Source organism: Rhizobium sp. 16-488-2b (assembly GCF_017741815.1).
In the GTDB taxonomy this organism is placed as follows: Bacteria; Pseudomonadota; Alphaproteobacteria; order Rhizobiales; family Rhizobiaceae; genus Rhizobium.
The window spans coordinates 56268-76525 of record NZ_JAGHMF010000024.1 but is presented as its reverse complement, the minus strand read 5'-3'; the positions used below and the strand labels follow the sequence as shown (position 1 = coordinate 76525).

The 20258-nt window shown below is 63.4% G+C and carries 20 protein-coding genes and 1 pseudogene; 15 read left to right on the top strand and 6 right to left on the bottom strand.

Translation table 11 applies throughout. The features are described 5' to 3' along the window. Positions 1–15: 15 nt before the first annotated feature. From argJ to J5286_RS19940, 5 genes are all read left to right on the top strand, one after another. Entirely contained in the window at positions 16–1257 is a 1242-nt protein-coding gene (argJ, locus tag J5286_RS19960) for a bifunctional glutamate N-acetyltransferase/amino-acid acetyltransferase ArgJ (RefSeq protein WP_209191835.1), read from the top strand. Further along, positions 1226–2047, top strand: a complete 822-nt coding sequence (locus J5286_RS19955) for a GNAT family N-acetyltransferase (protein ID WP_449090049.1) — start codon at positions 1226–1228, stop codon at positions 2045–2047. The genes argJ and J5286_RS19955 overlap by 32 nt, the downstream gene beginning before the upstream one ends. Then, positions 2044–2457 (top strand): 8-oxo-dGTP diphosphatase MutT, encoded by a 414-nt coding sequence (gene mutT, locus J5286_RS19950; protein ID WP_047508596.1) that lies wholly within the window; start codon positions 2044–2046, stop codon positions 2455–2457. Before J5286_RS19955 ends, mutT begins: the two co-directional genes overlap by 4 nt. A 123-nt stretch (positions 2458–2580) precedes the next feature. Beyond that, the gene (locus J5286_RS19945) at positions 2581–2916 is read left to right on the top strand and encodes a hypothetical protein (RefSeq protein ID WP_047508592.1); all 336 of its coding nucleotides are present in this window, start codon (positions 2581–2583) and stop codon (positions 2914–2916) included. A gap of 60 nt (positions 2917–2976) precedes the next feature. Next, on the top strand, positions 2977–3150 hold the full coding sequence (locus J5286_RS19940; RefSeq protein ID WP_209191833.1) for a Flp family type IVb pilin: 174 nt from the start codon (positions 2977–2979) through the stop codon (positions 3148–3150). 26 nt (positions 3151–3176) lie between these two features. On the opposite strand, the gene J5286_RS19935 is transcribed toward J5286_RS19940, so the two are convergent. Then, positions 3177–4061, bottom strand: coding sequence for a class I SAM-dependent methyltransferase (locus J5286_RS19935; protein ID WP_209191832.1), 885 nt, complete (start codon positions 4059–4061; stop codon positions 3177–3179). A 76-nt stretch (positions 4062–4137) separates the two neighbouring features. Here J5286_RS19935 and J5286_RS19930 point away from each other — a divergent pair, with 76 nt between their 5' ends. Genes J5286_RS19930 through J5286_RS19910 form a run of 5 tightly spaced genes read left to right on the top strand, consistent with a single transcriptional unit; the run spans position 4138 to position 7075 of the window. Continuing rightward, positions 4138–4911, top strand: coding sequence for a ComF family protein (locus J5286_RS19930; RefSeq protein WP_209192006.1), 774 nt, complete (start codon positions 4138–4140; stop codon positions 4909–4911). Positions 4912–4942: 31 nt separating this feature from the next. Further along, entirely contained in the window at positions 4943–5200 is a 258-nt protein-coding gene (gene grxC / locus J5286_RS19925; protein WP_209191831.1) for a glutaredoxin 3, read from the top strand. 9 nt (positions 5201–5209) lie between these two features. After that, positions 5210–6067, top strand: coding sequence for a carbon-nitrogen hydrolase family protein (locus J5286_RS19920; protein WP_209191830.1), 858 nt, complete (start codon positions 5210–5212; stop codon positions 6065–6067). Then, a complete protein-coding gene (locus J5286_RS19915) occupies positions 6064–6492 on the top strand; it encodes a DUF1178 family protein (RefSeq protein WP_047508577.1) in 429 nt (142 codons plus the stop codon). The genes J5286_RS19920 and J5286_RS19915 overlap by 4 nt, the downstream gene beginning before the upstream one ends. Before the next feature lies 1 nt (position 6493). Continuing rightward, positions 6494–7075, top strand: coding sequence for a DUF3291 domain-containing protein (locus tag J5286_RS19910; RefSeq protein ID WP_209191829.1), 582 nt, complete (start codon positions 6494–6496; stop codon positions 7073–7075). 21 nt (positions 7076–7096) lie between these two features. Here the strand turns inward: J5286_RS19910 and ubiG are convergent, their stop codons facing one another. Continuing rightward, on the bottom strand, positions 7097–7843 hold the full coding sequence (gene ubiG / locus J5286_RS19905; protein WP_209191828.1) for a bifunctional 2-polyprenyl-6-hydroxyphenol methylase/3-demethylubiquinol 3-O-methyltransferase UbiG: 747 nt from the start codon (positions 7841–7843) through the stop codon (positions 7097–7099). Between the two features lie 211 nt (positions 7844–8054). On the opposite strand from ubiG, the pseudogene J5286_RS31265 reads away from it, so the two are divergent. Beyond that, a pseudogene (locus tag J5286_RS31265) lies at positions 8055–8999 on the top strand (FecR family protein); the annotation flags it as partial. A 513-nt stretch (positions 9000–9512) separates the two neighbouring features. Here the strand turns inward: J5286_RS31265 and J5286_RS19895 are convergent. The 4 genes from J5286_RS19895 to J5286_RS19880 all read right to left on the bottom strand — a co-directional run bounded on the left by J5286_RS19895 (position 9513) and on the right by J5286_RS19880 (position 13860). Next, a complete protein-coding gene (locus tag J5286_RS19895) occupies positions 9513–11693 on the bottom strand; it encodes a CHASE2 domain-containing protein (protein ID WP_209191826.1) in 2181 nt (726 codons plus the stop codon). A 109-nt stretch (positions 11694–11802) separates the two neighbouring features. Continuing rightward, complete coding sequence (locus J5286_RS19890; protein WP_209191825.1) at positions 11803–12174, bottom strand: hypothetical protein; 372 nt, start codon at positions 12172–12174, stop codon at positions 11803–11805. A 109-nt stretch (positions 12175–12283) separates the two neighbouring features. Beyond that, the gene (locus tag J5286_RS19885; protein ID WP_018901542.1) at positions 12284–12490 is read right to left on the bottom strand and encodes a hypothetical protein; all 207 of its coding nucleotides are present in this window, start codon (positions 12488–12490) and stop codon (positions 12284–12286) included. Positions 12491–12714: 224 nt separating this feature from the next. Continuing rightward, entirely contained in the window at positions 12715–13860 is a 1146-nt protein-coding gene (locus J5286_RS19880; RefSeq protein ID WP_209191824.1) for a glycoside hydrolase family 25 protein, read from the bottom strand. Positions 13861–14293: 433 nt separating this feature from the next. Between J5286_RS19880 and J5286_RS19875 the strand changes: the two genes are divergently transcribed. The 4 genes from J5286_RS19875 (at position 14294) to prmC (ending at position 19915) form a co-directional block, all read left to right on the top strand. Beyond that, positions 14294–15568 (top strand): aspartate kinase, encoded by a 1275-nt coding sequence (locus tag J5286_RS19875; RefSeq protein ID WP_026283559.1) that lies wholly within the window; start codon positions 14294–14296, stop codon positions 15566–15568. A gap of 91 nt (positions 15569–15659) precedes the next feature. Then, complete coding sequence (gene ptsP / locus J5286_RS19870; protein WP_209191823.1) at positions 15660–17927, top strand: phosphoenolpyruvate--protein phosphotransferase; 2268 nt, start codon at positions 15660–15662, stop codon at positions 17925–17927. 27 nt (positions 17928–17954) lie between these two features. Then, complete coding sequence (gene prfA, locus J5286_RS19865; protein ID WP_047508567.1) at positions 17955–19037, top strand: peptide chain release factor 1; 1083 nt, start codon at positions 17955–17957, stop codon at positions 19035–19037. Beyond that, entirely contained in the window at positions 19034–19915 is an 882-nt protein-coding gene (prmC, locus tag J5286_RS19860) for a peptide chain release factor N(5)-glutamine methyltransferase (protein ID WP_209191822.1), read from the top strand. Before prfA ends, prmC begins: the two co-directional genes overlap by 4 nt. Positions 19916–20258 lie beyond the last annotated feature (343 nt).

Sequence of the window (20258 nt, the reverse complement as noted above, 5' to 3'; positions counted from 1 at the left end):
GCCAGGTCGATGATCATGTCCGGTTCCGTTTCCCCGCTCGCTCCCAAAACCTTCGTGTCCATGCCAGCACTGCGCGGTGTCCGCATGGCGACCGCCTCGGCGGGGATCAAGTACAAGAACCGCACCGACGTCCTGATGATGGTGTTCGACAAGCCGGCGGCCGTTGCCGGTGTCTTCACCCGTTCCAAGTGCCCGTCGGCGCCAGTCGATTTCTGCCGCGCCAATTTGCCCGGCGGCATCGCGCGCGCCGTGGTCGTCAATTCCGGCAACGCCAACGCCTTTACCGGCGTGAAGGGCCGTAAAGCGACCGCGCTCACCGCCAAGTCCGCGGCTGCCGCCGTCGGCTGCAGCGAGAGCGAGATCTTCCTCGCCTCCACCGGTGTCATCGGCGAGCCGCTCGACGCCACCAAGTTTTCCGGCGTGCTCGACACGCTCTATTCGGATGCCATCGACGATTTCTGGTTTGAGGCCGCCAAGGCGATCATGACCACCGACACCTATCCGAAGGTCGCGACCCGCACGGCCGAGATCGGCGGCGTTGCGGTCTCGATCAACGGTATCGCCAAGGGCGCCGGCATGATCGCCCCCGACATGGCGACGATGCTCTCCTTCGTCGTCACCGATGCCGACATCGCGCCGGCCGCGTTGCAGGCGATGCTGTCCGCCGGTGTCGATCCGACCTTCAACTCGATGACCGTCGACAGCGACACTTCGACGTCAGACACGCTGATGCTGTTTGCAACGGGTGCTGCCGCCGAAGACGGCCAGGTTCGTGTCGAGACGGCCGACGATCCGCGCCTTGCGTCGTTCCGCGCCGCGCTCAACGATCTCCTCAAGGATCTGGCGTTGCAGGTCGTGCGCGACGGCGAAGGCGCCACCAAGATGCTTGAGATTACCGTGACCGGCGCCGAAAGCGATGCCGCCGCCAAGACGATCGCGCTCTCCATCGCCAATTCGCCGCTGGTCAAGACCGCCGCCGCCGGCGAGGACGCCAACTGGGGCCGCATCGTCATGGCCGTCGGCAAATCCGGCGAAATGGCCGATCGTGACCGTCTCGCCATCTGGTTCGGCGACGTGCGCGTTGCCGTCAACGGCGAACGTGATGCCGGCTACTCGGAAGAGGCCGCCTCCAACGTCATGAAAAAGCAGGACATTCCGGTGAAGGTCGAAATCGGCCTCGGAAACGGCACGGCAACGGTCTGGACGTGCGACCTCACAAAGGAGTATGTCGCCATCAACGGTGACTACCGGAGCTGATTTTTCATTGACTGAAGCATTCCCCAAGAAGGCAAATCTGCCGCTCGTGCGCAGGCTGGAAGCCGTCGGTTTCCGGGCCTGGCCTGCCTCGTCCGTTGTTTACGACGGCAGCTGGCAGGTGCGGCTGACGGCGGGGCATCCGTCGAACCGGCTGAACTCGATCGTGCCGCTCGATCCGTCCGACCATCGCGACGTCGAGATCCGGCTTGCCAAGGCGAGCCGCAAGTTCGAGGCCTATGGCCGCCCGGCGGTGCTGCGGCAGACGCCGCTGGCCTCGCCCGTGCTGATCGATCTGGTGAAGGCCGAGGGCTGGACGCCGTTCGACGAAACCATCGTCATGACCTGCGATCTCGCCAATGCCGATCTGCCCGATACGCTCGATCATTTGCCTACGCATGACATCAGCCGCTTCGTGGACGCCAATCTGGCGACCGACCAGGTGTCGAAGAAGCTGAAGCCGGCACTCGCCGAAGTCATCAACGCGATCAAGCCGCCATCCGGCCTGTTCATGGTGGAAGATCCGGAAACGGGGCCGCTGGCGACCGTGCTCTGCGTGCAGGACAACGATCTGGCCGGCATCATGTCGCTCTCGGTTACGCCATCGCGTCGCCGCGAGGGGCTTGGGCTCGAAATCCTGACCTCGGCTCTACGCTGGGCGCGGATGCGCAGCGCCCGCTCGGCCTGGCTGCAGGTCAAGACCGGCAACGTGCCTGCCATCACGCTCTACGAGCGCCTCGGCTTCGTCGAGGCCTATCGCTATTCCTACTGGCGGCGGGATCTTTGCCGATGAGCGGTACTGGCCACAGCATCCTTCTCGTCGTCGCCTGCGCGTTGATCGATGCGGATGGCCGAATCCTTCTGGCGCAGCGGCCTGAAGGCAAATCGCTCGCCGGCCTCTGGGAATTTCCCGGTGGCAAGATGGAGCCGGGCGAGACGCCCGAGGAAACGCTGGTGCGTGAACTCCACGAAGAGCTGGGGATCACCACCAAGGTGGCGTGCCTGGCGCCGCTCACCTTCGCCAGCCACACCTACGAGAAATTCCACCTGCTGATGCCGCTTTACGTCTGCCGTCGTTTCGAGGGCATTCCTGTCGGCCGCGAAGGGCAGGCGATCAAGTGGGTGAAGCCGCAGGCGCTGCGCGATTACCCCATGCCGCCGGCCGATGAGCCGCTGATCCCCATCCTGCAGGACCTACTTTAGAAATTTCTATTTTATAACTTTTTCTGTGCCAATCTGGCTGTGGATATTAATCGATCGTTTAACAGATTCTGGCAAAGATCGGCCTCAATCAAGCAACTGGCGTGTGTGTAGAAGGCTTGACGCATGGACGACGATTTCTGGAAAGCAGTTCGGGAGAAAGAGCAGGCTTCGGTTTCCTCGCGCAAGACGGGGGCGCTGAACATCGCCTTGCTGTTCGGCACGGCCGTCGTGGCCCTGACGCTGATCCTGACACCGATGCTCGCCGACAAATCGAAGTCGAGCGTCTTCGCGAGCGCGCCGTCTGAATTCGATTCCATCACCACGGGTTCAATTCCGAAGAGCGAGAACGGCCCGAAGAGCGAGAACGGCAAGCGCTACACGATCCGTCGCAGCGTGCTGCAGGATACGCCGGGCTCCGTCTGCGTGGTGCAGGGCTATGGAAGCGGTGTCGGCTGCTGAGGGCCCGGGGCCCGAGGTGACGCGGAGAAATCGACTGTGATGTCGAGCGACGAGGGACGAATGACGAGACTTCTGAAAGCATTTGTCACTGATCGCAATGGCGCCACCGCCATCGAATACGGCCTGATCGCCGCCTTGGTCGCCACTGCGATCATCACCGGCGTCGGCGCCGTCAGCGGGCAGCTGAACAACATCTTTACCATCATAGCAAACCACATACCTTCGGCGACTTGACGCCCAAACAACGCTGGTGAAGAGCCCTACTGCTTGAGCTTGTGCTCCTCGACCTTCAATGCGTCGGCGAGCCTGACCTTCGCCGATCCCGGCCGCAACGGCTTCTGCTGGCTCTCATGCGGCGCCCATCCCGAGACATAGATGATCGAGAAGGTGGCCCGGATGCGGCCATCCGGATCGGAATAGCGCTCCGCGTAAAGTTCGGCGGCGCGCATGAAGAAGGCGCGCGTCAAAGGCTTGCTGCTGCGCTCGGCAAGCGGGTTGGTCATGCCCATGGCCCGCAGGTCGCGCATCAGCGGAAAGATGGAATCGTAGCGGACCGTATAGGTCTCTGCATCGATGACCGGCAGCGCGAAACCGGCGCGCTGCATCAGTCCACCGACATCGCGGACGTCTGCGAAGGGAATGACACGCGGGCTGGCGCCGCCGGTCATCTCGATCTCGGTGGCGAGCAGGACCTCGCGCAATTCCTGCAGCGTGCCGGAGCCAGGAATGGCGGCGAGGAACAGCCCGTCGGGGCGCAGCGCGCGGCGGATCTGGATGAAGACGCCGGGTGTGTCGTTGGTCAGGTGCAGGCTGAGCGGCGCGATCACCAGATTGGCCGATTGCGGCTCCAGCGGAACCATCTCCAGCGGCGCCTCGATGAAGGCATCGTCGGACGTGGCGTAGGCCTGTTCGCTTTCGACGCGGGTGAGGCTGTCGATCTTGCCGGTTGCCTTGGCGGCGCGGGCGGCAGCACCGGTCGCGCCATGCAGTTCGACGGCATGCTCGAAGGTGCGCTCGACGACGGCGAGGCGTTCGCCCAGTTCGTCGGCTGCGATATCGAGCAGGAAGCTTGCCTTCGGATCGTTGTTGCGAAGCGCGCGGTGCCGGTTCGCCGCGATCCTTGTCGTGTCGAAGATGATGTCCATGCCGACGTCAATAATCCTGCCGGGGCGGGGCGGCAAGGCGATTTTCCTGTTGCGCGAAATGCGCTATCGTTTCGCCATGGGGTTGCGAGGGTGGCAAGGTTTGGTGGGGATCGACCGGGCGCTGATGCGTCCGCTGTCGGCTATGGTCGACCTCATCTATCCGCCCGCCTGCGCCGTCTGCGGCGTATCGACCGGGCGGCATCGGGGCGTCTGCCCAAAATGCTGGTCGGTGCTGCGCTTCATCGAGCGGCCTTATTGCGAGGTTCTCGGCATTCCCTTTTCGCATGATCTCGGCCCGGGGATATTGAGCGCCGCCGCCATCGCCGACCCGCCGCCTTTCGACCGGCTGCGCACGGCGGCTTTTCACGACGAGGCGGTGCGCAATCTCGTCCACGGGCTGAAATATCGCGACCGCACCGACCTGGCGCCGATGATGGCGGCTTGGATGCTGAGGGCATCCGATGGCGCCGTCGAGCGCTGCGATGCGATCCTGCCGGTGCCGCTGCATCGCACGCGCATCCTGTCGCGCCGGTTCAACCAGGCGGCTGAGCTGGCGCGGCACATGGCAAAGCAGGCCGAACGGCCGCTGCTGCCCGCGACGCTGCTGCGTATTCGCCGCACGCGCCAGCAGGTGGGGCTGGGTGCTAAAGCGCGGCAGGACAATGTGCGCGGCGCCTTTGCGATCGCGAAGGGACGCGAGGGCGATGTGTTCGGAAAGAGGCTGGTGTTGGTCGACGATGTCTATACGACCGGCGCGACGGTGGCGGCGGCGGCCAGGGTGCTCCGCCGCGCGGGTGCGGCCGATATCACGGTTTTGACCTTTGCAAGGGCGCTATCCGAAACTATATGACAGGGAGATTACTGCCTTGTCTGGAGTTACGATGGTACCGGTTACGATCTATACGCGCGATGGCTGCGGTTTTTGCGTTCGCGCCAAGTCTCTTCTTTCCGAGAAGGGTGTCGATTTCGTCGAGCACAATGCGACCTCCACCCCGGCCTTCCGCGCCGAGATGATCGTGCGCGCCAATGGCGGCTCGACTTTCCCGCAGATTTTCATAGGCGACAAGCATGTCGGCGGGTGCGATGATCTCTATGCGCTGGAGCGTGCGGGCAAGCTCGACCCGCTGCTGGCCGCTTAGGATAAGCCGATGACCTTCAAGGCCGCCGCCATTCAGATGTGTTCGGGTATCGATCCGCAGCGCAACGCGGCCGCGATGGCGCGGCTGGTGCGTGAGGCGGCCGCCTCGGGCGCCACCTATGTGCAGACGCCCGAGATGACCGGGATGCTGCAGCGCGACCGCGCCGCCGGGAAGCTGCATCTGCGCGACGAGGCCAACGACATCATCGTGCGCACCGCGCGAGAGCTCGCCGGCGAACTGCAGATTTACGTGCATGTTGGCTCGACGGCGATCGCGCTCGATGACGGCAAGCTTGCCAATCGCGGCTATCTCTTCGGTCCCGACGGCAAGATCCTGAACCGCTACGACAAGATCCACATGTTCGATGTCGATCTCGACAATGGCGAGAGCTGGCGCGAGAGCGCTGCCTACCGGCCGGGGCAGGAGGCGCGTGTCGTGTCGCTGCCGTTTGCCGAGATGGGCTTTGCGATCTGCTACGACGTTCGCTTCCCGGCACTGTTTCGCGCCCAGGCGGTCGCCGGAGCGCAGGTTATGACGGTGCCCGCCGCCTTCACGCGCCAGACCGGCGAGGCGCATTGGGAAATCCTGCTGCGGGCGCGTGCCATCGAGAACGGCATGTTCGTGATCGCCGCCGCGCAGGCCGGCGTGCATGAGGATGGGCGCGAGACCTTCGGGCATTCGATGATCATCGATCCCTGGGGCAAGATCCTGGCGTCCGCTGGCGGCACCGGCGAGGCGATCGTGATCGCCGAGATCGATCCTGCCGCCGTGAAGGCTGCGCGCGACAAGATCCCGAATTTGAAGAATGCCCGCGAGTTCTCGATCGAGACGGTTGGCGGCGATGTGTCCGGAGGCGTGTCCGCTTGATCCGTTATTCGCTGCGTTGTGACAATGCCCATGAGTTCGAAGGCTGGTTTTCCGAAAGTGCCGATTTCGACCGCCAGGTCGCGTCTGGTTTTCTCACCTGTCCCACCTGCAATTCGGCCGCCGTCTCCAAGGTGCTGATGGCGCCGTCGGTTTCGACCGCGCGCAAGAAGGACCAGATGCAGACGGTCGCCATGGATGCCGTGCGCCGCGAGGCCTTCCAGAAGCTGAAAGAGGCGGTAACCGCGATCAAGGCCAACTCCGAGGATGTCGGCGAACGCTTCCCCGAGGAAGCGCGCAAGATCCATTATGGCGAGGCCGATGCGCGCGGGATCATAGGCCAGACGACGCCTGATGAAGCGCAGGCGCTTATCGACGAGGGCATCGAGATCGCAGCCCTCCCCGTGCTTCCCGACGACGTGCACTAGGATGAGTTCTGAAGCGCGCCTTGCGATGTATAACTTCGGTTTGCACGTGGCGCCCTTCGAGAGCGACGCCGTCGATGGTTTTCGGCTGCGTGAGCCGGCCAATTTCGAGGCCGCGCGGCGCGCCTGCGGCTTTGTCGGCCGCTCCGGCTATGCCGGCGAGCCGGGAGCGCGAAGCTGGGGGCCGCAGGTCTTTCCGCGTTTCATCGAGGGGAGCGGTTTCGATAGCGCGCCATCGTCCCTGTCGCTCTGGGCCGATATCGAATCGCTGATGGCGTTCAGCTATGACGGCGTTCATGCCGATGCGCTGAAGCACGCGCGCAACTGGAACGTCAAGCCATCATGGCCGCCGCTGGTTCTCTGGTGGGTGGGGCCGCATCATCGGCCTGATTGGGCCGAGGCCGTCGAGCGCTTCGAGCACCTGGCCGATCACGGGCCGAGCGCGCGGGCCTTCACATTCAAGATACCCTTTGGGCCTGATGGCGCGGCGGTCGAGATCGATCGCGGCCGGGTAAAGGAGCTGGCGGCGCGCAACGCCGAGACGCAAGCCGATCTGCTTGCGCATGTCAGGACCTTGAAAGTCTAGGCGAAATGCCGGCGGGTGCTCTTATGCCTCGCGCTTGGCGAGCAGCATGTAGTTCACGTCCATATCGCGCGACAGGTTCCACTGGTTGGACAGCGGATTGAAGAACACGCCGGTGCGGTCGATGATGGTGAGACCGTCTGCAGTGACCGGCTTTTCGATCTCTTCCGGACGCACCAGCTTCTCGTACTGGTGGGTGCCGCGCGGCAGCCAGCGCAGGACGTTTTCGGCGGCGAAGATGGCGAGTGCCGCGGCCTTCATCGTGCGGTTGATGGTGGCGACGAACATCAGGCCCCCGGGGCGGACCATTTTCGCGCAGGTGGTCATGAAGAAATCGACGTCGGCGACGTGTTCCACCACTTCCATGTTGAGAACGATATCGAAGGTCTCGCCGGCCTCCGCCAGCTGTTCTGCCGTGACCGCGCGGTAATCGACCGGCACGCCCGACGCCTTCGCGTGGGTCGAGGCGATGCCGATGTTCTTTTCGGACGGGTCAGCGCCGATGGCGGTCGCGCCCATGCGGGCGACCGGCTCCGACAACAGGCCGCCGCCGCAGCCGATATCGAGCACACGCAGGCCTTCCAGCGGGCGGGCCGAGCGCGGATCGCGGCCGAAGTTCTCGGCGGCCTTGTCCCTGATATAGGCGAGGCGCACCGGGTTGAACTTGTGCAGCGGCTTGAACTTGCCGGTCGGGCTCCACCATTCGGCGGCCATGGCCGAAAAGCGGTCCACTTCGCTCTGGTCGATGGTGCTCTTCGCTGCTTCCGTCATGGTCCTGCTCCTTGATTGCTCAGGAGTGAAGTCGGACGAACGGTGCACGAAGTCAAGAGCCGGCGATAGTGTCGCGTGGTCGCGGTAGTGCCCGGCTTTGGCTCTTGGCTACTACAAGTGGATAAGGCGACATACATCAACACATTGTGATATACTTAATATATCGTTGAGGGTAAGGGCGATGTTGCGTGTGCGTAATGCATTGGCCGCCATGCTCGGCCTGTCCATGTGTTTTCCGTTGTGTTTCCCGTTTCCGGCGTACGCGGAGGTTGCGGTCGGCGAGGCGACTCTCATCAAGACAGAGGTGGCTGGGGAAAACGGGCCTCTGGTGGTCAAGGACCCTGTTCATCGCGATGAACGCATCCGCACCTCGATCGGCGGGCTTGGTCAATTCGTCTTCCGGGATGGTACCAAGCTTGCCGTCGGCGCCGGGTCGTCGGTGGTGATCGACAGCTATGTTTACGACGATGCCAACTCGGTCAAGAAGCTGACGATCAAGGCGGCGAAGGGCACATTTCGCTGGATCAGCGGCAATTCATCCTCATCGGCCTATTCGATCGTGACACCGGCGGGAACGATCGGCGTGCGCGGCACGGCGTTCGACGTCTATGTCGCGCCGAACGGCACCACGGCGATGGTGCTTCTCAACGGCTCGGCGCAGTTTTGCGGCGCCGGGGGCTGCAAGCAGCTGCGCGAGCAGTGCGACTGCGTGATCGCATCACGCGGCGGCGGGGTGTCGGATCCGCGCAAGGTGGACGAGACGACATTGCGGACGCTGCGAAACAACAAGGCGCTGCCGTTTCTTTCGGGAAACCAGCAACTGTCGGGGCCGCTTGGCAATATCCGCACCAGCTGCGGCCTGCGCAGCATCCGCGCCGAGCGGCAGGACCGGCCGCAAGAGAGCACACCGGTGCCGACGCTGTTTCCGCCCCAGGAGCGGGCGCTGCAGCAGGCGCCGCCAAAGACACCGGACCGGCCACAGAAGCCGGATAAACCGCATAAGCCGGACAAGCCGCATCATCATCACCCCGACAGGCATCACCATGACAGGGATGACCATCATCCGGGCCGTCACCACCATGATCGCGACAGGGATCACGATCATTGGGGCGGACGCGGCGGAGATCGCGACGGGCATCATGGCCACAATGACGGTGGCGGCTGGGGTCAGCGCAGCGGGCATCACGACGGTCAAAATGGGCATGGCCGGAGCGACGGATGGGGCAACCGGCACGAGGGGTCGCGCGATCGTGGTGGCGACAATCACGGTGCGCGGGATCACGTCGATCGCGGCGGTGCCACTCGCGATGGAGGCCGCGATCATGCCGATCGAGATCGCGAAAGACGGGATCGTGGCGGCCGGTCCGATGGCGACCGCAACGGGCGTGGCGGGCATCGTGACGGGCCGCAGGGCGGTGCTTCGCCGGCAAACGATGGTCAGGCCCAGGCCGGCGGGGCAGGGTCCGCTGCCGGCGATGGTGGCCAGGGCGGCGCCGGGACCGGGGCTGGCAACGGCGTCGGCTCGGGCGGACATCGTGGCGGGTGGCATGGCCGCAACGGCGATCAGAGTGGTGGCTGGCAGGGCGCAGGCGGTCGCCATATGCGCGACCGTAGCGGCGGCGATGGCGGTAGCAGCGACTAAGTCGGCTTTATCCTGATATGGACGTCTTCACGACGCCTGCTCCGATAGCGGGGCGGGGTCTTCGGTCGGTGTTTCCCTGAAATGGTCGCCGCGGCGGGCGAGGCGGCGGTAAAATTCCGCCAGTGTCGCCGGGTAGGGCTGCGCGCGCTGCCGGACCCTTGTCAGTAGCTTGCGGCTATCGGTGGAGCGGGTGGCGAAGGCTTCGACCAGGGCCTGATGCGCGCTTTCGAGAAGGGCAAAGGTTGCCGAGAGGCCGACGGTCTCGTCGCCCAGCGTGGCGTAGAGGCGGGTGCGGGTGCTCTTTCCCTTCAAACCCAGCGAGCCGGCGTCGAGCAGGGCGAAGTGCGGGAGGGCTGCGGCTGTCGTCTCGGAGACCAGGATATCGAAGCCGACTTCTTTGCAGCAGCCCTCGATGCGGGCCGAGACGTTCACGGCATCGCCGACGGCGGAATAGTTGAAGCGGCTTTCGGCGCCCATGTTGCCGACGCAGGCGAGGCCCGTGTGGATGCCGATGCCGATCCCCACCTGGTATTCCTCGCCGAAGCCGAAGGCATCGGTCGCGTTCAGCGTCGCCAGCGTCTCGCGCATGGCAAGGGCGGCGCGCACGGCCTTGGCGGGATGATCGGCGACATCGACGGGAGCGTTCCAGAAGGCCATGATGGAATCGCCGATGAATTTGTCGAGCGTGCCTTCATTGGCGACCACATGGCGGCTCAGCGCATCGAGCAGCGTGTTGAGAAAGCGGACGACTTCGGCCGGCTGCAGGCGCTCGCTCAGCGTCGTGAACCCCCTGACGTCGACGAACATGACCGTCAGCTCCCGATCGTCGCCACCGAGGCGCAGCGCGTCCGGATTGTGTTCGATGCGGTGCAGCAGCGAGGGCGAAAGATATTGGCCGAACGCCTTGCGCACCTCGCGCCGTTCGCGGTCGATGACCAGGATGCGGAAGGAGGTGGCGGCGAAGTGGATGATCGAGGCGGCGACAATCGGGGCCAGCGGATCAAACAGCAGTCCCCATCGCGAAAAGGCGAACCAGGAGCTTGCGAAGGCAAGCGCGGTGACGATCAGGCCCCAGGCGAGGCCGACGGCGGGGCTGACGAAGGTGGTGACGATGACGAGGCAGGTGCCGAGCACTGCGATCAGCAGGATTTCCATGCCATCGGCCCAATCCGGCCGCGAGAGGAAATGGCCGGACAAGATCTGCTCGACGGTCTGCGCGTGGATAGAGACGCCGGGCACGTTTTCGTCGAGTGCTGTGGTGCGGATATCCTGCAGGCCGGCGGACGAGGTGCCGACGAAGACGATGCTGCCTTGCACGGCCGCCGCGACATCCGGCGCGGGGCCGTCGGGCGCCAGCACCTTGCCAGCGGAAATGTAGCGATCGGCGATATCGGGGCTGGCGTAGAGCCAGAGCTCGCCGGATGAGGTGACGGGCGCCACGAAATCGCCGACCTTGATCGAGGTCAGCGTGTCGGGAATATCGGGGGCTGCCGCGACGATATAGGTCGAGGCGCCCTGGGCGACGCGCAGTGCTTCCAGCGCGAGGTTGGGATAGAGCTGCTCGCCGTCGCTGAGGAGCAGAGGCACGCGGCGGACCGTGGCGGAATAGGTGCCGGGGTTGAGGCTGATGTGGCCGAGGCCGGTGGCGTTGATCTGCAATTGCGGACGCACCGGCGTTGCCGCTGTCATGCGTGGCGGGGCGTTGAATGGGCTCTCGCCGGTAAAGGCGAAGCCCGCCTTCACCGGCGGCTTGTAGCTGCCGTCCATGGAGAGGCCGAAACCGAGCACGACGGGCTTGTCAGCGATGGCTTGCGCGAAGAGCTGGTCGTTGTCAGGTAGTCGGCTAAGAAGTGTTGGGTCGACGCCGGCGACATCGCGCATGATGGAGCGCGGCGATAGGCGGTCGGCCTCGGCGAACAGCACGTCGAAGGCGATCGCCGCCGCTCCCATATCGGACAGGCGCTGCACCAGAAGCGCCAGCCGGTCGCGTGGCCATGGCCACTGGCCGAATTCCCGGAGCGACGCCTCGTCGATATCGATGACGCGGACGGGTGTGTTTTCGAACTTGCGCGGGGTGATGCGCTGGTATTCGTCGAAGGTGATGTCGCGGATCTGGCGCAACAGCGGCGGATCGGTGGCGCGCAGCAGCGTGAAGCTCGCGACGAGCGCAAGGCCGAGAACCACGCCGATTTTCTGCATGCGTGTCATGATCGGCCGGCCCCCGAGCCTGCAACCGCTTCACACTTTCGCGCGACATGCTCTAGGCTGCCCGTTTCTTAGGTGTGACGCAACTGCGTCTTTCGGGCGTTCGGCGTTGCTAGAGTTCAGTGCATGTCAGCTCGACCGCGCCGGAGTTGTTCCAGTACATCCATGGAATGTCATTGGCGCAGCAGTAGAGAACGCCGTTCTTCGGGGCGATCCAGGACGGATAGGACGCGCCGATCAGAAACGCGGTCTCCGTGTCCTGATCGATTGACCCGATCAGGGCGAACCACTGCGCCTTAGGCATGACTCTCAATCCGGTAAACGGTCGCAGCCACGTCCGGTCATAGCCGTTCGCGTCCTCATCGATCTTCCAATCCGTCCACGTGCCCGATGCCGTGAAGGCGTAGGTCGCGCCCTGCCTGATGTCGCAGACGCGCGTCCAGCGTTCTCTTGCCGGTATGGATTTCGTTATTGTGAATGGCATGATGACATCTCCCCACGATGCGCAGCCGCAGGCGGGAAGATTAGTTGCATTCTGCAATGCTGCAACAAATAATTGTGACGGCGTTCAACTTGCCATCATTACGCGGCACTCAGCCCTGAGGCATCGCGTCGTTCTTGCTTGAGGCCGCGTGGGCTTCAAGTATTGCCGCCGCGATCACCTTGCGCAGTTCGTAGACCAGCGATCTGGAGCGCTTGCGGTCCAGATCCTGCGCCGCCTTCGCAAGGTTAAGTCCCTCGTTCAACACAATGTGATGGGCGCGGGCCAGTGCCCAGGTTTCGATATCAAGATTTCCCATTCGGAATCTCCGCCAAATCATTCAGCATCAAAGACATTCGCGAATCAATCTACGCCACATGCTTACGATTGAAGAAGAATCACAGTTACCTATGCTTGGAAATATATGCGACACCCGATTTTTAGTGGTGTGACAAAATTGTTGCGCCGTGGCAGCGGGTGCGCCGCGCCACGGTTGTGCCTATGCCCAATCGATATCAGTGCAGGTTGATCGCCGTCGGACCGTCAGTCGTTGGCGGCCATCATTCGGTTGCTGGGGCGTCCAGATGACCAGCGCGTCCATTGGTCCGGGCTGCCGTTGAAGACGTTGAGGTCGATCCTGCCTTCGACGCCATGCGACAGGCCAGAGCCGGAATACTGCCAGAAGAGCCACTTGCGGCCGGGATAGCGCTTGGACGGGTGGGCGGCGACGGAACGCAGCCAGAAGGGATAGTTCTGGAAGGCACCCTGCAGGTTGTCGGCATAGAAGTCGGGCGCCGTGTAGATGACAGGGCGCTTGCCGTAATAGCGCTCGAGCTTGTCCATGAAGACCTGCATCTTCTCGAGCACGTTTTCAGTCGAGGGGCGACGCTTGCAGGCGGATTCGCCGTTCCACTCAACGTCGATGACGGGCGGAAGCGCATCGGGATCGCGCGGCACGTTGCGGATGAACCAGTCGGCCTGTTCGCCGGCGGTGCGGCACCAATAGAAGAAGTGATAGGCGCCGCGCTTCAGGCCCGCTTCCTTGGCCTTGCGCCAGTTGGTGCGGAACATCGGGTCGAGGTGGTCGCCGCCGTCGGTGGCCTTAATATAGGCGAAGTTGGCGCCCTGGGTGCGCAGTCGCGGCCAGTCGATATCGCCCTGCCAGCGCGAGACGTCGACGCCGTGAACGGCGAGCTTGTGCGGCGAGGCGCGGCCGAAGTTGATCGGCTTGGCGTCTCGGAACTGGCGACTGTAGAGCTTGCTGCGGGTGCGCGGCTGCGCCGTCTCTTCCATATCGGGAAGATCGGGGCGCTCCATGATCGGGGCGACAACAGGCGTGACAACGGGCGGGCGGGCCGGCGGCGTCATCATCGCGACCTCCGTAGCAACCATCGGGCGCTCGGCGGGAAGCGGTGCGCCGACGGCGCGGTCGGCGGACTCGAAGGCCTTCGATTCCGGGATCGGGCCGGCCCATGCCAGCACTTCCTGATGCGGCGCGGTCTGTCCGGCTGACATGCCGACATCGGATGCGGGAACGGGTGCTGATGGAACGGCGGCGGGCGGGGCCACCGAGCTTGTCGTCTCGCGAGAGGGGGCGGCTGAAGCCAAGACGTCGGGGCCAGACGTCGACGTGCAACCCGCAAGGGTCAGACAGGCAAGGAAGATTGCTGGCACAGCCGAAAAACGCATTGGGAACCCGTTACTCATTACAGGCCGGACGCCGAACACGAATGGCGCCAGGAACATCAAAGGGTATTGCTAACGGGAAATTACCAAAAAAAGCTGAATCTAATCTTTACGCCGAAAAATGTGCGCGGACGGGGCAGCGCGCTTTGGTGGCCCAGCGCCTCGCGGGATTGTCATAGTCATGTCACATGTGGTTCGGCGCTGCCTCGCGCGGCCTGCAAATTACACGCGCAATTGAGGCCGTCATTCTCCTTTCCCCACCTTGCCACCCCCTCACAAACTCGTTAAGAGACGCCGCAACTTGGGCCCTTGGGCGCAGGGCTTTAGAAGGGTTCCAGAACCTCCCAATTCCGGCTCTTCGGCCCGTGGCTTCCAAGGCTTCGTCGTGCCGGGTCTGGCGTTCGTCTCTCCCGGCGGTTTGCTGTGGTAGAGGCTTATGGCACGCATCGTAATGAAGTTCGGCGGGACATCCGTCGCTGATCTGGACCGTATCAAGAACGTTGCCCGCCACGTCAAACGCGAGGTCGATGCCGGTCATGAAGTGGCCGTCGTCGTTTCCGCCATGTCGGGCAAGACAAACGAGCTGGTCGGCTGGGTGCAGAACACGCCGAAGGTCGTCGGCGCAAGCTCGCCTTTCTATGATGCCCGCGAATATGACGCCATCGTCGCTTCCGGCGAGCAGGTAACGTCAGGTCTTCTGGCGATCGCGCTGCAGGCCATGGACGTCAACGCCCGCTCCTGGCAGGGCTGGCAGATCCCGATCCGCACCGACAACGCGCACGGCGCCGCCCGTATCCTCGAGATCGACGGCTCGGAAATGATCAAGCGCATGGGCGAGGGCCAGGTGGCCGTCGTCGCCGGCTTCCAGGGTCTCGGCCCCGACAACCGCATCGCGACGCTCGGCCGTGGCGGTTCGGATACGTCGGCGGTCGCAATCGCCGCCGCCGTCAAGGCTGATCGTTGCGACATCTATACCGACGTCGACGGCGTCTACACGACCGATCCGCGCATCGTGCCGCAGGCGCGCCGCCTGAAGAAGATCGCGTTCGAGGAAATGCTCGAAATGGCATCGCTCGGCGCCAAGGTTCTGCAGGTTCGCTCGGTCGAGCTTGCCATGGTGCACAAGGTGCGCACCTTCGTGCGTTCGTCTTTTGAAGATCCCGATGCTCCGGGCATGGGTGATTTCTTGAATCCGCCCGGAACGCTGATTTGTGACGAGGAAGAAATCGTGGAACAGGAAGTAGTCACCGGCATCGCCTATGCCAAGGATGAAGCGCAGATCTCGCTTCGCCGTCTCGCCGACCGTCCGGGCGTCTCCGCCGCGATCTTCGGACCGCTGGCCGAGAACCACATCAATGTCGACATGATCGTCCAGAACATCTCGGAAGATGGCTCGAAGACCGACATGACCTTCACCGTGCCGTCGGGCGACGTGGACAAGGCCATCAAGGTGCTCGGCGAGCACAAGGATACGATCGGTTACGACGTCGTGCAGAACGAATCGGGCCTGGTGAAGGTGTCGGTCATCGGCATCGGCATGCGCAGCCACGCCGGCGTCGCGGCGACCGCTTTCAAGGCACTTGCCGATAAAGGCATCAACATCAAGGCGATCACCACCTCGGAAATCAAGATTTCCATCCTGATTGATGGTCCTTATGCGGAACTCGCTGTCAGGACTTTGCATTCCTGCTACGGTCTGGATAAGAATTGATTCCCAGCAGGGCCGCCGCGCGTACAAGTTGATTAGTGGCGCGGCGATCTGCCGGGCCACTTTGCCTTCTGTTTTTGGAGCTTGAGACGCAATGAGAGACCTTTCCGGCGGTCCGCGCGTGCTGCTCAAGCGGCTGCGCGAGTTGATGGCGGAGCCGCTGGAGCCACAAGAGCGTCTTGACCGGATCGTTCGCCAGATCGCCAGCAACATGGTGGCGGAGGTTTGCTCCGTCTACGTGCTGCGTTCCGACGGCGTGCTCGAACTCTATGCAACCGAAGGTCTGAACCGCGAAGCTGTCCACCTGGCGCAGCTGAAAATGGGGCAGGGCCTCGTCGGCACGATCGCCGCGTCGGCCGCCCCTCTCAATCTCTCCGACGCGCAATCGCACCCCGCCTTCCGCTACCTGCCGGAGACGGGCGAAGAGATCTATCACTCCTTCCTCGGCGTGCCGATCCTGCGCGCCGGCCGCTCGCTCGGCGTTCTCGTCGTGCAGAACAAGGCAAGCCGCAACTATCGCGACGAGGAGTTGGAAGCGCTCGAAACGACCGCGATGGTGCTGGCCGAGATGATCGCCACCGGCGAGCTGAAGAAGCTCACCAAGCCGGGGCTCGAGCTCGATCTCACCCGCTCGGTCACGATCGACGGCGATACCTATAATGAAGGTATCGGCCTCGGCTATGTCGTGCTGCACGAGCCGCGCATCGTCGTCACCAATCTGCTCAACGACGATGCCGACAAGGAAATCCGCCGGCTTGCCGAAGCGCTGGGTTCGCTGCGCATCTCGATCGACGATCTCTTGTCGCAGCGCGACGTCTCGATGGAGGGTGAGCACCGCGAGGTGCTCGAGACCTACCGCATGTTCGCGCATGACCAGGGATGGGTGCGCAAGCTGGAAGAGGCGATCCGCAACGGTCTGACGGCGGAAGCCGCGGTCGAGAAGGTGCAGAGCGATACCAAGGCGCGAATGATGCGCCTGACGGACCCTTATCTGCGCGAGCGGATGCATGATTTCGAGGATCTGGCGAACCGCCTGCTGCGCCAGCTGACCGGCTATACCGGCCGCACTTCGGGCGATGGTTTCCCGGGTGACGCGATAATCCTCGCCCGCGCCATGGGTGCCGCCGAACTGCTCGACTATCCGCGCGCCAATGTGCGCGGCCTGGTGCTCGAAGAGGGCGCCGTCACCAGCCATGTCGTTATCGTCGCGCGTGCCATGGGCATTCCCGTCATCGGTCAGGCGGCCGGGATCGTGGCGCTGGCCGATAATGGCGACGCCGTGATCATCGACAGCGATGGCGGCCATGTGCATCTGCGGCCGCTGCCGGAGCATCAGCGCTCCTACGAGGAGAAGGTGCGGTTCCGCGCCCGCCGTCAGGAGCAGTTCAGGGCCTTGCGCGCGGTCGAGCCGCTCTCCAAGGACGGGCAGCGCGTGTCGCTGCAGATGAATGCCGGCCTGCTGGTCGACCTGCCGCAGCTGTCGGAATCGGGCGCCGAGGGTATCGGGCTCTTCCGCACCGAGCTGCAGTTCATGATCGCCTCCACGCTTCCCAAGGCGGAAGAGCAGGAGCAGTTTTACCGCAACGTCTTGAAGCAGGCCGCCGGCCGGTCCGTGACCTTCCGCACGCTCGATATTGGCGGCGACAAGGTCGTGCCCTATTTCCGCGGCCATGAGGAAGAGAACCCGGCGCTCGGCTGGCGGGCGATCCGCCTGTCGCTCGACCGCCCCGGTCTTCTGCGCACGCAGCTGCGCGCCATGCTGAAGGCAGCCGCCGGCATGGAATTGAAGCTGATGGTGCCGATGGTGACCGAGGTATCGGAGATCACCGCGGTGCGCGAACTGCTGCAGAAGGAAGTACAGCGCCTGTCGCGCTTCGGCCACGGGCTGCCGCGCAAGCTGCAATTCGGCGCCATGCTGGAAGTGCCGGCGCTGCTGTGGCAGCTGGACGAGCTGATGGCGGCGGTCGATTTCGTGTCGGTCGGCTCCAACGATCTGTTCCAGTTCTCGATGGCGGTCGACCGTGGCAATGCGCGGGTCTCCGACCGTTTCGATACATTGGACAAGCCGTTCCTGCGTATCCTGCGCGATATCGTGCGCGCGGGCGAGCGCAACAACACGCCGGTAACGCTCTGTGGCGAACTGGCGGGCAAGCCGATTTCGGCCATGGCGCTCTTGGGCATCGGCTTCCGCTCGGTGTCGATGTCGCCGGCTTCCATCGGTCCGGTGAAGGCAATGCTGCTCGGCCTCGACGTAGGCGCACTGTCCAAGGCGATGCACGAGGCGCTCGACGATACGACGACGCCGACATCGATCCGCGAACTGCTTGCCCATTTCGCCGAAACACACAACATCCCTCTGTAGCCAGAGACAAACAGAATTGGAGTGAGGGTGGCGAAGCTTCCCGTTGAAAAGATGCGCGAGCTGGAACGCCGCTTCGGCGAGATCGAAGCGCGCATGTCGGCCGGCCCTTCGGCCGACGTCTACGTCAAGCTTGCCTCCGAATATGCCGAGCTGCAGCCCGTCGTGACCAAGATTCGCGCCTATGAAAAGGCGCTGTCGGAGCTTGCCGATCTCGAGACGCTGCTGGATGACAAGTCCGTCGACCGCGAGATGCGGGATATGGCGGAGATGGAGCTTCCCGAGGTCAAGGAGCGGATCGAGGCGCTGGAGCAGGAAATCCAGATCCTGCTTCTGCCCAAGGACGCGGCGGACGAAAAGAGCGCCATCCTCGAAATTCGCGCCGGCACCGGCGGCTCGGAGGCGGCGCTGTTCGCGGGCGATCTGTTTCGCATGTACGAGCGGTATGCGGCGGCGCATGGCTGGAAGGTCGAGGTTCTCTCGTCCAGCGAGGGGGAAGCCGGCGGTTTCAAGGAAATCATCGCGACGATCACCGGCAAGGGCGTGTTCGCCAAGCTGAAGTTCGAATCCGGCGTTCACCGCGTTCAGCGCGTGCCGGAGACGGAAGCGGGCGGGCGTATCCATACGTCGGCGGCGACGGTTGCCGTGCTGCCGGAGGCCGAGGAGATCGACATCGAAATCCGTGCCGAGGATATCCGCATCGACACGATGCGCTCGTCGGGAGCCGGCGGTCAGCACGTCAACACGACGGACTCGGCGGTGCGTATCACCCACTTGCCGACGGGTATCGTCGTCACCAGCTCGGAAAAATCGCAGCACCAGAACCGCGCCAAGGCGATGCAGGTTCTGCGCTCGCGTCTCTACGACGCCGAGCGTCAGCGCGCCGATAGCGAGCGCTCCGCCGACCGCAAGAGCCAGGTCGGCTCCGGCGACCGCTCCGAGCGCATCCGTACCTATAATTTCCCGCAGGGGCGCGTCACCGACCACCGCATCAACCTGACGCTCTACAAGCTCGACCGGATGATGGTTGGCGAAATCGACGAGATCGTCGATGCGTTGATGGCCGACTACCAGGCGAGCCAGCTGTCGCAGCTTGGCGAGCAGCAGCCATGAGCGATCAAGGGAAACAGGTCGGCGCGACGGTTTCCCAGCTTCTGGCCGAGGCACGGCGACGCTTCACCGAGGCCGGCGTGGCCGATCCGGCCGCCGACGCGCGGGTGCTGATCTCGGGGCTGCTCAGGCTGACGACGACCGAGATGCTGACGCGGGGTGGCGATGTCGTCGAGGATGCGGCCGCCGTGCGCATCGAGGACGCGATCACCCGCAGGCTGGCGCATGAGCCGGTGCATCGCATTCTGGGCGAGCGGGAGTTTTACGGCCTGCCTTTGTCGCTTTCGGCGGAGACGCTGGAGCCGAGGCCGGATACCGAAATCCTCGTCGATACCATGCTTCCTTATATGAGAGACCTTGCGGGTAAGCATGGCGATCTCCATATACTGGATATGGGAACGGGAACCGGGGCGATCTGCCTCGCGCTGCTCAACGAATGTCCCGAGGCATCGGGCATCGGCAGCGATATATCCGTCGACGCGCTGAAGACGGCGCAATCCAATGCGGAAAGAAACGGGCTGCAGCAGCGCTTCAAGGCGGTGCGATCCAGCTGGTTTCAGGCCATAGACGGGAAGTTTCACGCTATTGTCTCAAATCCGCCCTATATAGCGTCCAGTGTCGTTGACACTCTTGCTCCCGAAGTGACAAAATTTGATCCGGCCGCCGCACTGGATGGCGGCATGGATGGGCTTGACGCCTACCGTTCCATTGCCAAGGATGCCGCAAGGTTCATGCATCCAGACGGTGTTATAGGGCTCGAGATAGGCTACGATCAGCGAACGGAAGTGACCGAAGTTTTTGAGGCTGAAGGCTTCAAATGCTTGGAATCGGTGAAGGATTACGGTCACAACGACCGTGTGCTCGTGTTCGCCCGTAACTGATCGGCAACAAGCGGCTGAATAGACTAGTCCATTGGTGTCATTGCGAAGAAAAGGCTTGGATTTAAACGGGAAGCAATATAGGTTGCCCCCACGTATTGGAGAGATAGGTCAGAACGATTGTTCGTTCGAAGCTAGCTCGGCCTCGGGGGTCCACTCTCTTAAACGAGAGTTTCAAAGGTTGAAGACGACCCAATGCGTGAATCAGTCAAACTGACTTGAGAACAAGCGGCAGGTTGGCGCAAAGGCGCATTATGCTTGCGGCACGAATACCCTGAGTCGGACGAACGACCACGGTTGACGGTGCCATCACTCCACACAAACAGAGAATTCAGGTGAACGATCG

Excerpts from the sequence above, each read along its gene's own strand:
- J5286_RS19880 (WP_209191824.1), bottom strand. The coding sequence starts at position 13,860 with ATGCGTTTTTCGGCTGTGCCAGCAATCTTCCTTGCCTGTCTGACCCTT.
- J5286_RS19895 (WP_209191826.1), bottom strand. The coding sequence starts at position 11,693 with ATGACACGCATGCAGAAAATCGGCGTGGTTCTCGGCCTTGCGCTCGTC.
- J5286_RS19955 (WP_449090049.1), top strand. The coding sequence starts at position 1,226 with ATGTCGCCATCAACGGTGACTACCGGAGCTGATTTTTCATTGACTGAA.
- ptsP (WP_209191823.1), top strand. The coding sequence starts at position 15,660 with ATGAGAGACCTTTCCGGCGGTCCGCGCGTGCTGCTCAAGCGGCTGCGC.
- J5286_RS19910 (WP_209191829.1), top strand. The coding sequence starts at position 6,494 with ATGAGTTCTGAAGCGCGCCTTGCGATGTATAACTTCGGTTTGCACGTG.
- J5286_RS19940 (WP_209191833.1), top strand. The coding sequence starts at position 2,977 with ATGACGAGACTTCTGAAAGCATTTGTCACTGATCGCAATGGCGCCACC.
- J5286_RS19935 (WP_209191832.1), bottom strand. The coding sequence starts at position 4,061 with ATGGACATCATCTTCGACACGACAAGGATCGCGGCGAACCGGCACCGC.
- J5286_RS19920 (WP_209191830.1), top strand. The coding sequence starts at position 5,210 with ATGACCTTCAAGGCCGCCGCCATTCAGATGTGTTCGGGTATCGATCCG.
- ubiG (WP_209191828.1), bottom strand. The coding sequence starts at position 7,843 with ATGACGGAAGCAGCGAAGAGCACCATCGACCAGAGCGAAGTGGACCGC.
- J5286_RS19885 (WP_018901542.1), bottom strand. The coding sequence starts at position 12,490 with ATGGGAAATCTTGATATCGAAACCTGGGCACTGGCCCGCGCCCATCAC.
- J5286_RS19890 (WP_209191825.1), bottom strand. The coding sequence starts at position 12,174 with ATGCCATTCACAATAACGAAATCCATACCGGCAAGAGAACGCTGGACG.
- grxC (WP_209191831.1), top strand. The coding sequence starts at position 4,943 with ATGGTACCGGTTACGATCTATACGCGCGATGGCTGCGGTTTTTGCGTT.
- J5286_RS19875 (WP_026283559.1), top strand. The coding sequence starts at position 14,294 with ATGGCACGCATCGTAATGAAGTTCGGCGGGACATCCGTCGCTGATCTG.
- J5286_RS19930 (WP_209192006.1), top strand. The coding sequence starts at position 4,138 with ATGGGGTTGCGAGGGTGGCAAGGTTTGGTGGGGATCGACCGGGCGCTG.
- argJ (WP_209191835.1), top strand. The coding sequence starts at position 16 with ATGTCCGGTTCCGTTTCCCCGCTCGCTCCCAAAACCTTCGTGTCCATG.
- prmC (WP_209191822.1), top strand. The coding sequence starts at position 19,034 with ATGAGCGATCAAGGGAAACAGGTCGGCGCGACGGTTTCCCAGCTTCTG.
- mutT (WP_047508596.1), top strand. The coding sequence starts at position 2,044 with ATGAGCGGTACTGGCCACAGCATCCTTCTCGTCGTCGCCTGCGCGTTG.
- J5286_RS19945 (WP_047508592.1), top strand. The coding sequence starts at position 2,581 with ATGGACGACGATTTCTGGAAAGCAGTTCGGGAGAAAGAGCAGGCTTCG.